Annotated in this window: 11 protein-coding genes; 9 read left to right on the top strand and 2 right to left on the bottom strand. The window is 49.8% G+C overall.

Going from position 1 to position 12,799, the window contains the following annotated elements:
* Positions 1 to 100: 100 nt before the first annotated feature.
* A complete protein-coding gene (locus tag ACFQI7_RS13550) occupies positions 101 to 1,021 on the top strand; it encodes an MBL fold metallo-hydrolase (RefSeq protein ID WP_218101507.1) in 921 nt (306 codons plus the stop codon).
* A gap of 233 nt (positions 1,022 to 1,254) precedes the next feature.
* Here ACFQI7_RS13550 and ACFQI7_RS13545 read toward each other — a convergent pair whose 3' ends face one another.
* Together ACFQI7_RS13545 and ACFQI7_RS13540 are read right to left on the bottom strand one after the other, a co-directional pair.
* Positions 1,255 to 2,655 (bottom strand): carboxylesterase/lipase family protein, encoded by a 1,401-nt coding sequence (locus ACFQI7_RS13545; protein WP_218101508.1) that lies wholly within the window; start codon positions 2,653 to 2,655, stop codon positions 1,255 to 1,257.
* 102 nt (positions 2,656 to 2,757) lie between these two features.
* A complete protein-coding gene (locus ACFQI7_RS13540) occupies positions 2,758 to 3,636 on the bottom strand; it encodes a LysR family transcriptional regulator (RefSeq protein WP_218101509.1) in 879 nt (292 codons plus the stop codon).
* Between the two features lie 150 nt (positions 3,637 to 3,786).
* Here ACFQI7_RS13540 and mdcA point away from each other — a divergent pair, with 150 nt between their 5' ends.
* The 8 genes from mdcA to ACFQI7_RS13500 all read left to right on the top strand — a co-directional run bounded on the left by mdcA (position 3,787) and on the right by ACFQI7_RS13500 (position 12,733).
* Positions 3,787 to 5,433: a malonate decarboxylase subunit alpha gene (gene mdcA / locus ACFQI7_RS13535; protein WP_377517122.1), complete on the top strand. Its 1,647-nt coding sequence runs from the start codon at positions 3,787 to 3,789 to the stop codon at positions 5,431 to 5,433.
* 10 nt (positions 5,434 to 5,443) lie between these two features.
* Positions 5,444 to 6,337 (top strand): triphosphoribosyl-dephospho-CoA synthase, encoded by an 894-nt coding sequence (locus ACFQI7_RS13530; RefSeq protein ID WP_218101511.1) that lies wholly within the window; start codon positions 5,444 to 5,446, stop codon positions 6,335 to 6,337.
* Positions 6,312 to 6,602: a malonate decarboxylase subunit delta gene (locus ACFQI7_RS13525; RefSeq protein ID WP_218101560.1), complete on the top strand. Its 291-nt coding sequence runs from the start codon at positions 6,312 to 6,314 to the stop codon at positions 6,600 to 6,602. The genes ACFQI7_RS13530 and ACFQI7_RS13525 overlap by 26 nt, the downstream gene beginning before the upstream one ends.
* A complete protein-coding gene (locus ACFQI7_RS13520; RefSeq protein ID WP_218101512.1) occupies positions 6,602 to 8,311 on the top strand; it encodes a biotin-independent malonate decarboxylase subunit beta in 1,710 nt (569 codons plus the stop codon). Before ACFQI7_RS13525 ends, ACFQI7_RS13520 begins: the two co-directional genes overlap by 1 nt.
* Entirely contained in the window at positions 8,302 to 8,928 is a 627-nt protein-coding gene (locus tag ACFQI7_RS13515) for a malonate decarboxylase holo-ACP synthase (protein WP_218101513.1), read from the top strand. The genes ACFQI7_RS13520 and ACFQI7_RS13515 overlap by 10 nt, the downstream gene beginning before the upstream one ends.
* A gap of 24 nt (positions 8,929 to 8,952) precedes the next feature.
* Complete coding sequence (gene mdcH, locus ACFQI7_RS13510; protein WP_218101514.1) at positions 8,953 to 9,897, top strand: malonate decarboxylase subunit epsilon; 945 nt, start codon at positions 8,953 to 8,955, stop codon at positions 9,895 to 9,897.
* Positions 9,898 to 10,113: 216 nt separating this feature from the next.
* Positions 10,114 to 11,202 carry a GntR family transcriptional regulator gene (locus tag ACFQI7_RS13505; RefSeq protein WP_218101515.1) on the top strand — a complete coding sequence of 363 codons (1,089 nt, stop codon included), beginning with the start codon at positions 10,114 to 10,116 and terminating at the stop codon, positions 11,200 to 11,202.
* 313 nt (positions 11,203 to 11,515) lie between these two features.
* Positions 11,516 to 12,733, top strand: coding sequence for an ABC transporter substrate-binding protein (locus ACFQI7_RS13500; protein WP_218101516.1), 1,218 nt, complete (start codon positions 11,516 to 11,518; stop codon positions 12,731 to 12,733).
* Positions 12,734 to 12,799 lie beyond the last annotated feature (66 nt).

The following is a 12,799-nucleotide window of genomic DNA, read 5'->3' as shown; positions in this document are numbered from 1 at the left end:
GTTCAAGGGGCTGGATTTGAGCAACATGTTGATTTGTCCCTGCTTCAGGAAGTAAAGAGCGGTAAATAACAGACCTTTAACTATTCAGGAGGAATCAAGTATGCAAATACAGCCACAGGAAAATCTTCAGCCCGAGTTTCATGAGTATCTAAAAGTGATTTTGCTCGGCACAGGCTCGCCAAGAGCATTTTACGGCAGAGCGAAGCCAGCTGTGGCCGTACTTGCGGGTCATAAAGTATTTTTGGTCGACTGCGGCGGCGGTGTCGTGGATCAGCTGATTAAAGCAGGGGTCATGCCTCAGAGGGTGTCCGATGTACTGCTTACACATCATCATTACGATCACAACGGCGGTTTTTTCGATGTGTTTATTACAAGCTGGCGTACACACATTACCCCCGAGCGTGTATTTGAGGGACGATCAACTCCTTTGCATGTTTACGGTCCGGAGACAACCAAAGAAATCATCGGTAAAATGCGGGAATCATTCGAGTTCGATGTCAAGCTTCGCGTCAGTTACAATTTGTCGGATGAAGCGGGGGCTCGGATCGAATATACTGAACGAAACGAGGGGGTTGTCTATGAGAAGGACGGAATCAAGATTACAGCCTTTGAAGTGGATCACCGCCCGGTTTATCCTGCGATCGCTTATAAATTTGAGTACAACGGGAAGTCGGTTGTTATTTCAGGGGATACGATTCCTGTAGCGAATATGCTGAAGTACAGCCAAGGAGTCGATCTTTTGGTACATGAGGCTTATAACAAAGAATGGCTGGATGCGCTGATTCAGCAATATCCGGCCTATGACAAAGCACTCTCCAACCCGGCCAAATATCATACGACGACATTGGAGGCGGCCGAAATCGCAAAGCAAGCAGGCGTGAAGCATCTGGTGCTTACTCATCATATCCCGGCTCCGGCGGCGAATGAGGCTGCAGAGGAGGAGTATATCAAAGGGATGCGGAATATCTATCAAGGACCGATCACGGTAGGACGCGACCTGATGTCCTTTCAGTTAGGCTAGAGCGGAGCTCTATTATAGATGCAATGAATGTTGAAGCACGCGTCATGGAGGACACGGTACCTTATGTTCCGTACAGCGACGACTATATCGCGAGCGGCACTTATTATTACCGGATCAGCGCCAGGAACAGCACGGGTACGTCCGTTCTGTCCAACGTCGAATCCGTAACCAGTAATCAAATAATACGCTTCGAAAGCCTGTTGGATAAGACCAACAGGCTTTCGAAGCGTATTTTAGAGCTGTATCACCTGCATTGGGAAATCGTTTTCGCTCAAGTCGGCTTCCCGTTCCAGCCTGCACTCCTGATTCAGGACCATCGTCGAACGTTCGGATAAGGTGAACGCGGGCCATTCGGGCAGCCCCTCTGCTGTAGGCTCACCTGAACGGATAAAAGCGGCCCACGCCGCATGCATCCGAGTCGCAAGCTCTTTTACTTCCGTAGGGTTAGAATCGTTGACAAACGGACTCTCCGCCCCGTGAACCGCCCCTTGTTTACCCGCATACTCGAATCGGTACAGCCAAACGGGCTGCCCATGTTCTGCCGCCATCTCCGCGAGGCGGACCGCCGCAATACGGTAAAAGCAGTCGGTCAGCGTATCTTTCCAGGCTTCTTCGGCAGGCTTTAGAAGAGCGGCTTTACGATACGCATTCAAGACGAGCCCGCTGTTCGACCCGAATAAGGTATTTAGAACATCTTCGTTTTGCACTTTCAGTCCGGGTGAGTTTGTTATGAATGACGCAGCTTCGTCCTTATTTGTCCCCAAAAGCAATGGAATCTTGCGCTTAAGCTTACCGAGAACCGCTGTAATAGGTTCCATTGGGATCGTGAGTCCGTCTCGTACAGGACCAAAAGTATGGAGGCTATTATCTTGAGCTTCAATAATCGTTTGTGCAGGAATTGTCAGTAATCGATGCGCTTCCTTATGCGGAATGCCCAGCTTATCCAGCAGCCGAAGCGTAATCAAGGTGGCAGTGCGTGTATCGCGGATGGATTGCGTTGCGCCGCTTCGGGCAATCACTTGGTGGAATAACCCTTGTGCAGCGGGCACAGTCAGCAGTGTACTTGCGCACTTGGCTCCGGCCGATACGCCCGAAACGGTGATGCGGTTTGGGTCGCCTCCAAAGCATGAAATATTCTCTTTGACCCACTTTAGTGCTGCAACGATGTCCAGTATCCCGTTGTTCCCGGAGGTCTGGTACGCATCGCCCAACAGGTCGCCCAAATGCAGAAAGCCTAATGCCCCCAGTCTGTAGTTCAGGGAAACGCATACAATGTTATCCTGTTTGGCAAAGGTCAAACCGGCAAATTCCGCACCGGTTCCAGCAACAAATCCGCCGCCATGGATGTTGACAAGAACTGGACGGTTCGCTTGCTCCACGCCAGATGTCCAGATGTTGAGACTTAAGCAATCCTCGGATTGTTCCTTGAGAAGATTGTTCTGACCATGAACTGGCTGGTACGATTTGAGACCGAACCGGCTAGCCTCAAGTATCCCATCCCAGGGCTGCTTGGGATACGGCGGCAAAAATCGGCGCTCGCCGACTGGGGCCTCCGCATAGGGAATTCCGCGAAAAATGTAAAGATTGCCTTCCTGAACACCTCGTACTTGACCCGTGTTGGTGGTAATAATCAAATGAATTGCCCCCTACTAAAAAGTTCTTTATTTAGTCTATTATATCCGACCATTTCCAGGGATCATAATATATAGTTTTGTATATTATAAATAACCTTTAGGTTATATGCCGAGTTTCAGCTTCGCAAAATAATCGATAAGAAACTCGCGGAACGTCCGTGCCGCTTGCCCTAAATAATGGTCCTTTTTCCAATGCAGCTCTATGGATCTGGAACAGAAAGGACGCTCAATATTTAGAAGTCTTACAGAATCGTCTGTAGTGCCTTTCCACGTAATGGAAGGAATAAATGCAATTCCTTGTCCCGCACGTATGAGCCCTCTCACTGTTGCCGGATCATCGCTTTCGAATGTGATGCGAGGGATAAATCCTACCACTTTGCAGAAGGCGTCGGTCTTCTCCCGCAAACTATGGCCTCTCCTGAGGCTGATCAAACCTTCATTCGCGATTTGTTCCAATCGAATGCTTTCCTGGGAGGATAAGTGATTATCCTTAGGGACGGCTAAAACAATTTCTTCGTTCAACAATTCGGTCTTTTCAGTTCCATGAAGCCCAATTGGCAATGAGGTTACACAAAGATCGAAGTTTGTTGACGTGGTGTTCTGGTCATGTTGGGATAGCTGGAACGTAACATCCGGGTAAAGATTGCGGAACTCTCTTATTAAACTGGGAATAATAGAGGAGGCCACATCGAAACAGAAACGGATGGTACCTTTCACTTCGCATTCTTCGTCTTGGAGCTCATTTCTTGCTTCGTTCAGTTCATTCAGAGCAGCTTCGACTCTCTTCAGAAATTTTTTTCCCCTTGCGTTTAATTCGATTCGCTTGCCTCTACGGTCAAATAAGGATGCACCCAGCTCTTTTTCAAGATTGCGAATCACTTTGCTCAAGGCAGGTTGGGAAACACGTAAATCTCCGGCCGTACGGGTTATATTCTCGGAATGCGCCACCTGTTGAAAATAGATCAGCTGCTGTAGTTCCATTGTATCCTCCCTTTATGTCAGATTGGTTATATCAACTATAATTGAATAGGTATTTTTATTATAAAACAATCGGGATTATTATAAAGAGAAAAGTCTTTACTCATTCCCCATAAGACCAATTTCTGATATGGAGGCTGATCGAGTTTGCCGATTGCAGAAGTTACGCCACGCAGTTGGACGGAGCGTCGCGACGAGAAGTTTCGGCGGTTATTTGCAGCAAAATCATGGTTGAAAGGAAAATGTCTGCCAGCCGGGCGGATCGTGGACGCATTGGAGGTGCTGATTAAATCAGGTGATAAAGTAGTACTCGAGGGGAATAATCAGAAGCAGGCGTCTTTTCTCTCCGAATCGCTGGCCAAGGTATCCAGCAATCGGATCAACCGCTTGCATATGCTGATTAGCAGTATCTCAAGACCGGAGCACCTGGACTTGTTCGAGAAAGGGATAGCCAGTAAATTGGATTTCTCATATGCCGGTCCCCAAAGCCTGCGAATCGCACAACTGATTGAAGATGGTCTGGTTGAATTAGGCGCGATTCACACTTACCTTGAGCTATATGGCCGATTATTTATCGATCTGACTCCGAATGTAGTCTTGGTCGCAGCAGATAAAGCGGATATGGAGGGGAACCTTTATACCGGACCGAATACGGAAGAAACGCCTACGATTATTGAAGCTGCTGCATTCTCGGGCGGAATCGTGATTGTGCAAGTAAATGAACTCGTCGACAAGCTGCCCAGAGTAGACATCCCGGCTTCCTGGGTAGATGTTGTCGTGCAAGCGGAAAAACCTTATCAGCTCGAAGCGTTATTTACCCGAGACCCGCGTCAGATTACGGAAGTTCAAATATTTATGGCGATGCTGGCCATCCGAGGCGTATATGAAAAGCATCAGGTTCAATCTTTGAACCATGGGATCGGCTTCAATACATCTGCGATCGAGCTTCTGCTTCCGACATATGGAGAAAGTCTCGGGCTTAAGGGGAAGATCTGCAGCCATTGGGCGTTAAATCCTCACCCGACCTTAATTCCGGCAATCGAAAGCGGTTGGGTGGACAGGGTACACTGCTTCGGAGGCGAAGTAGGCATGGAGAAGTATGTCGCCGCACGGCCGGATGTTTTTTTTACCGGTCCCGATGGCAGCCTTCGCTCCAACCGGATGATTTGTCAAGTGGCGGGCTTGTACGGTGTGGATATGTTTATCGGGTCTACCCTGCAAATCGATCGAGATGCCAATTCGTCCACGGTTACAGCCGGCCGGTTGGCGGGTTTCGGAGGGGCGCCAAACATGGGAAGCGATCCGAGGGGACGACGGCATGCGACTCCGGCCTGGCTTGATTTGATCACGCATCAATCTCCCACCGTAAGAGGGAGGAAGCTTGTGGTCCAAATGCTTGAAACCTTTCAAAAGGGGGGACAATCCGCCTTCGTGGATTCTCTCGATGCTATTGAGGTAGGTAAGCAGGGCAACCTGCCGATAGCACCGGTCATGATCTATGGGGACGACGTTACCCATGTCATTACGGAAGAAGGAATCGCTTACTTGTATAAAGCGCAAAGTATGGAAGAGAGAAGGATGGCGCTCGGAGCGATAGCGGGAATGACGCCCCTGGGGCGGGAACATGACCGTTCCTTGAATGACAGGCTGCGTCAGGACGGGCTGATTGCACTCCCCGAGGATCTTCAAATCCGGAGAACCGATGCAAGAAGGTCTTTGCTTGCCGCCAAAAGCATCGAGGATTTAATCGACTGGTCCGGCGGGTTGTATAGTCCACCGGAAAAATTCCGAACTTGGTGAGGTGGTCGCAATGTGGACGGATGCCGACGATTGCGGGAAGCAATTAGCCGATTGGGCTGTGCAGGCGCTGCTTGAGGAGGCGGAGCTGACTCCGAAGCCCGGATTGGTTGATTTGCGTTCTTCGGGAAGCCACGACAATATGGATATTTCCTTAATGAAGGCGTCTGCTGCATCTCTCCGCACATGCTTCGAGGCCATGGGGAAGGCGGCTTACAGACGTAACCCGGAACAGGAATTGAGAGAAGAGCTGGCTTTCCTGGGACGCCTCGGAGAGCAGGAGATGATGCGGGTGACACATGGGGTAAACACGCATCGCGGAGCGATCTGGGCTCTCGGCTTGCTTCTTGCCGGTTGTGCGGTTCACTGCGCTCCTGCGACTGCATGGGAAATCGCGGCCATCGCCGGCACAATTGCGAAGTTCCCAGACCGCTACGCCCCCCAGCAACCGACCAACGGAATGGAGGTTGCGCAAAAATATGGGGTACAAGGTGCAAGAGGGGAAGCGCTGAAGTGCTTTCCACATGTAACCCGAATCGGACTTCCCGTGTTGGAGGGGATGAGAGCGAGAAAGGCTCCTGAACAAACTGCGCGGCTTCATGCTCTGCTGTCCATCATGGCCAGCCTGCAAGACAGTTGTCTGCTTCACAGGGGAGGGCCGCAAGCACTTGAGGCGGTGCAGCGTGGGGCGAGGAATGTACTAGAGTCGGGCGGCATGGGCACGGCTTCGGGTCGAAAAGCCTACAGGCTGCTAGAACAAAGCATGTTGGAGCACCGTCTTTCGCCGGGAGGAAGCGCGGATTTAATTGCGGCCGTATTATTTTTGGATAAAATTCAAAGCACATCGGGTATTGCGAACAAACCGCAAGGGGGTTTTGGCCATCGAACAGTTACACTTTCAGTATAAAGCCGAGCGCGTCATTACGAAAAGAGGGTACGTCGGCGTTGTTGCTTCAGGTGACCTGGAAATTCTGGTAGAGCCCTCTCCCAATGGTATCGCACAGGTCGACATCAGGACCCAAACGGAAGGGTTCAGGCAAATATGGCAGGCGATTTTCGACCGTTTTTTCCAGGACTATAACATTGCCGCACAAATTCAAATCAATGATTTCGGAGCTACACCGGGGGTAGTGAACCTGCGTTTAGCCCAAGTTGTGGAGGTAATCGATTGATGAGACGGCAGCTCCGCTACACAAACAGCTTTATTGAGCTCAGTGCCAGGGAAAGGGCCAAGGCCGTGCTGGACGAAGGCTCCTTCCGGGAGCTTTTGGACCCGTTTCAACGGATTGAATCTCCCCACCTCGCTATCCAAGGTATCGTTCCGCAAAGCGATGACGGCGTTGTTGTGGCAAAAGGAACGATCGATGGCGAGCCGGCAGTCCTGGTTTCCGTCGACGGCAGATTTCAGGGGGGAGGCATTGGCGAGGTATCCGGGGCCAAAATCGCAGGCGCGCTGGAGATGGCTCTGCACGATAATCAAGCAGGAATCCCTACCCGAGCGGTGCTCCTTTTGGAAACCGGAGGCGTCCGTTTACAAGAAGGGAATTATGGTCTGTTAGCTATCGCGGAGATCCATGCGGCAATTGTTGCATTAAGGCGCTATCGCCCGGTAGTCTGCATCATTGCCGGCATGATCGGCTGTTTCGGCGGGATGTCCATTGCAGCGGGGCTATGCAGCGCCATTATTATGACCAAGCAGGGCAGGCTGCAGCTGAACGGTCCGGAAGTGATTGAGCAAGAGGCAGGAATTGAGGAACTCGACTCCAGAAACAGGCGCCTCGTCTGGTCGATGTCGGGTGGGGAACAGCGTTATGCAATCGGGCTGGCCGACAGGCTGGTTGATGATGATTGGGAGGAAATCAGGGATGCCGTTCGCGCCATCTATCGGATACGTGAATCCAATTCATCCAGAAGCTCACAGGTAGACCGATTTCTCTGCCGTTTATCCAAGCTGGATATACAAGAGCGCTTAACACCGGATGCTTTAAGGAATCTCTGGGGGCGCTTGGGTCATCCGGAGCGGGAATCCGCACTGCCTTCGTTCGGGCAAGATCTTGTGGCGGGTGAAGGAATGAAGAATAGCCGGGGCCGTACCTTTTTCGAACGGTTAACGAAATCGCATGAGCAGGTACCGACGGGGATCCCTTCCGTCTTGTCGGCGGATTCGCAGCTCGGACAGGAACGTGTGCGGATGATCGCCGTTGTGAATGATGCAGGAAATCGGTTTTACCGAGCCAGAAATGGAGAAGTTGGTTTGGACGAAGGTTGGAGGATTGCCGATTGCGTTAGGCGGGCTGTTGAGGAAGACAAGGACCGGGATAAACGGGCTATTGTCGCTATCGTAGATGTTCCGGGACAGGCCTATGGATATTCGGAAGAACTGCTCGGCATTCATCAGTCCTGTGCCGCTGCTGCCGATGCCTATGCGACGGCGAGGCTGGCCGGGCACCCCGTTATTGCCTTGATCGTCGGTCTGGCCATTTCAGGCGCTTTTCTCGCTCACGGGTTGCAGGCTAATCGAATCATAGCGCTGGACGATGCCGGTGTGACCGTACAGGTCATGTCCAAGCAGTCGGCAGCGAGAGTAACCCGCAGGCGGATGGAAGAGTTAGATGAGGCAGCGTGCAGAATCGCCGCTACCGCGTATGATGTGAAATCATTTGCCACGCTCGGCGCGCTTCATCAGATGCTGGTTGGTATCCATCCCGATCAACCCACATCCTACGACATAGAGGCGATCGAGAGCGCTTTGCTTACGGCGATCGCCGACGCACGCCAATCTCCGGCAGATTTGAGCAGTCGGCTTCAATCCGTTCAGGCTCAGGCCTCCCGCTCGTTATCGATTCTTGTTCGCAGGAAGCTCGTTGAACAATGGAACTGAGGGTTCATGATTTGGTCAGAATTCAGTCGTCCGCGGATTTGGAGTGTGAGAGTGCGGTTCCGGAATGGGTATGTGATGCCTTGAAACGGGCGCCATGGGTTGTCATCCGCCGCAGTCCCGTGAAGAACGGCCGTATCCCTGTCGGCGTGCGCGGAGCGGGCCGTACGCAGCGCTTCGCCGCATATCTTCCCACTCGATCCGTGAAGGAGGCTGTGACCCCGGTGCAGCTGGCGGTCCAAGCACGATGGCGAGGGTATTCGCTTGGCGCAGATTCACAGGCATTCTCCCAACTGGAAGAGATCGCCGATTATTATAACCGAGCCGGCATCCGTTGGGGGCCGACGGGCAGTGTTGGATTTGAACTAGCCAGCGGTACCGGTACCGTGCATCCCGGAAGCGATATTGATCTGGCGATTTATTTGCCGCAGCGAGTGGAACGGAAGACGGTTGCGAGATGGAATACCTTTAACCATCAATGTTCAGTTAAAGTTGACGCTTTGCTCGAAACACCGGCCGGTGCTTGCTCTTTATCCGAGTTTGTACGGCAGGAGGAATCTACGATTCTTTTGCGAACCATGAATGGGCCGACGCTGGTGAAGTGTCCATGGACTACCTGAGACATAAGGAGGCTGCCCATATCGATGACTATGGCATTTCTATTTCCTGGCCAAGGATCGCAATATCCCGGCATGCTTCATCAACTGCCGGATCATCAGGATGTGCGAGAAACGATCGAGGAAGCTTCATGCGTCCTGAATACCAACGTTCTGAAGTATGATACGGATGAAATGCTAGCCTCTACAGTGGGTATACAGCTTGCACTTCTTATATCTGGCGTGGCCATGGCCCGTGTGCTTATGAAACGGGGAGGAAGGCCCTCCTTTGTGGCCGGCCATTCCGTCGGCGCGTTTGGAGCATCGGTTATTTCTGGCGTATTGACCTTTCGCGATGCACTTCTTCTTGTTGGGCTCCGAGCGACATTGATGAAACAGGCCTTTCCTTCCGGATATGGAATGGGTGTTATTGTGGGCTTGGGTCCAATGCAAGTGCAGCAGCTACTCGATCACACCGCAAGCGGGGGAGATCCGGTCTATTTTGCCAACATTAACGCTTCGCACCAGGTTACCGTTGCAGGAACGATCACGGGGATTCGTAGAGTTCTGGAATCCGCCCAAGGGTTAGGTGCTCGTAAAGCTGAACTGCTGCAGGTACCTGTCCCCTCCCATTGTCCATTAATGGAGACTGTCGCTGGCTATTTAGAGGATGCGATAAGCCGTGTTTCACTGAGTGCACCGCAAATACCTTATATAGCGAATACAACCGCGCGGTTATTGCGGACATCGGAAACGATTCGTGAAGATTTGGTCCGCAGTATTGCCAATCCGGTCAAATGGCACGATATGACAAAGCAGTTGTTTGAACGCGGCACTCGATTATTCATTGAGATGCCGCCGGGACATGTTCTGTCATCACTTGTAGGATATTCCTTTCCGTCCGCACGGGTGGCTGCCGTTTCCGATACGGGGGTTGATTCGCTGCAATATCTGATTAAACAGGAGCAAGCCCGTAACGATCTACTTCATTGAGATATTGAATGATGGAGTGATCCAACGGAACTTTACCTTGGTTTTTACAGGATATCTTATGCCAATACTAACCGACTGTTTGTTTGGGTCGGTTCTTTGGCGTGTATTTGTCGTTTAGACAATCACTTTTCATTTCAGAATAGATACATTATACTTAATATATTATAAATTATATGTTTTGTAGTAAACAGTATAATAACTAAGGATGTGTGTACCGTGCCCAGCTTGCCTTTATACAAACAAATACAAAACGATATAAAAAAAATGTATGCTGAGGGGAAGCTTCGCGAAGGTGACCGCATACCCTCCGAGAAAGAGCTGGCCGATCAATACAATGTAAGCCAGATTACAAGTAAAAACGCCTTAATCGGTCTTATGGAGGAAGGCATTGTAGTACGGATTAAGGGAAAGGGTACATTCGTGAAAGGCGATTCTTCTCAGCAGAAAATACTCGCCTATTACAGTTCTCAACAGGCACAAGGGCGAGGGACCATTGGGCTGATCGTGCCCATGCTGAAGAATAGGGTGGAGCAGCAGTTTGTGAACGGGATCGAGTACTATTCGAATGAGGCTGGCTACGATATCATGTTAAGAATTACCAGGGAGTCCCAGGAAGAAGAGGCGAAAGCAATAGAAGCATTTTTGCAAAAGGGGGTTCAGGGGATGATCATCTTTCCTGTGGAACAGGAAAACTATAACGAGTCGATATTGCGGTTATCATTGGAGAAGAAGCCGTTGGTGCTGCTGGACCGTTTTCTGAAGGAAATTCGTACCTACAGCGTCAGTTCCGATAATGTAAACGGCACCTGCGTGGCTGTAGATGAACTGCTCAAAGATGGCCATCAAACAATCGCCTTCATAACCCCAGAAAATACGAACAGCGCGACGGATGAACGAGCGCAAGGCTTTGAAAAAGCATTTCAGCAGAGGGGAATCCCGATAGATAAAAATCTCTGGTGCGTTATACCTCTCAGAACGCTCTATTCGGAAGAAGCCTATGGACAAATTTTTGAATTTTTACAGCAAAACCCTGAAATTACAGCGGTATTTACCGTCAATACCATGCTTGCGCAATTTACGTACAAGGCGGCAAAACAGCTGGGACGGGCCGTTCCGGATCATATCAAACTTGTCACGTTCGATTCCCCGGAGCTGGATCATGTGTCATGGATACAACAAAATGAGCAGGAGATGTGCAGGCAAACACTCAACCTTCTTCTCGAACAAATGCAAGGAGCCTATGAACCGAGAAGAGTAGTGGTGCCGGTTAACCTGATCAAAGGAATACACTCATCATCAGAATGAGTGTTTTTTTAGAGTAAAGAAAGTTTAACTTCATTAAAGCACTAAAGCGCTTAATAAACTTTCTGCTCGCAAGAAAAGCTTCCGCTAAACCACGAATGTATCTTCATCGAAAAGGCTTCGATCAGAAGCTTTTTTTATACCTAATTTAGTATATTAATAATTTAAGGTATATTGTATTATTTTAATGAAAGCGGTTATAACGAATTTATAGGAGAGGTTGATGGGTATGAAACGATCGAGGAAGCTTCTATTGGTGAGTCCCTTATTACTGATGCTTGCGGCAGGTTGTTCAAGCGGGGGGGGCGATCAATCTTTGGCGAATAATGCAAATGAGGGTAAACCTAAAACTCCGGTCACATTGAAAGTACTTTTTACTAACCCCGGGATGACAGAGGAGATCTTTCAGCAGCTTATCGCTGAGCCTGTGAAGAAGCTGCATCCGCATATCTCTTTTGAACTGATTCCTTTTCAAACCAACTTTGGATTAAATGAATTAGTAAGCGCAGGGGAAATTCCTGACATCATTTATGCAACTCCGTACATTCAAGATATGCTCGATAAAGATATCCCGCTTGACTTGACCGAGCAGTTGAAGAAACATCAAATTGATACGGCCCGGTTTAATCCGACCATTATGAATGCGATCAAAAGCTTCGGCACGAAAGGAGAAATTTATTCCCTTCCGTATATGAGCCAATCGTTCGCATTATGGTACAACAAAGGTATTTTTGATCGATTTGGCGTCGCTTACCCGAAGGACGGCATGAGCTGGGATGAGGCGATTGAGCTCAGCAAAAAGGTAGCCCGGACGGAAAACGGCGTGCAGTATCGAGGAATGGTCGCCACTCATGGCGGGATTTCGACGTTTGCATCATCGCTATCGATAGAATTGGTCGATCCGAAAACGTCGAACGCGATTGTTTCGGATCGCTGGAACGCCGTATTCGCCAAAGGGAAAGCGCTTTATGATATTGTCGATAATCGGCCCCTCAAGCTGAATGCAAGCAATGTTCAACTGTTCGTAAAGGATAAGACACTCGCCATGGCTCCATACTGGACCGGTGGCATGATCGGAAACTTAGCCCAGGCGAAGGATCTTGACTGGGATGTTGTGCAAGTACCGTCCTTTGCAGAAGCGCCTAATAAATATTATCAGGTCGATTACCATCAATTTGTAGTCAGCAAAACAACCAAGCATATCGATGACGTCATGGATGTTTTGAAGGTGACCGTATCGGATGAAGTTCAGGCGAAGGCTGCCAGGATGGGGAAAGAAACCGTGCTTACGAATCAGAGCATTATCGATCAGTTCGCGCAAGATCTTGATTTTGTTAAAGGCAAAAACCTGAAAGGCATCTTTAAGAGCCAACCGTCCAATATGATTTATCAATCCAAATATAACGGTGCGGTATCGGGTGCGATTAACGCAGCGTTTAACGAAGTATTCGAAGGTAAAACGGATATCAATTCGGCCTTGCAAAAAGCCAAAGAGGAAGCGGACAAAAAAATCGCCGAGTTGAAGTTGCAGTAACCTCCTTATCGGTACGAGCGTCTCTCCATCCAAGGGCAAGTTGATTTTGTAAGGAGAAGTTCGAGT

Source organism: Paenibacillus allorhizosphaerae (genome assembly GCF_042659105.1).
GTDB lineage: Bacteria > Bacillota > Bacilli > Paenibacillales > NBRC-103111 > Paenibacillus_G > Paenibacillus_G allorhizosphaerae.
This window is presented reverse-complemented; position numbering and strand designations above follow the sequence as displayed.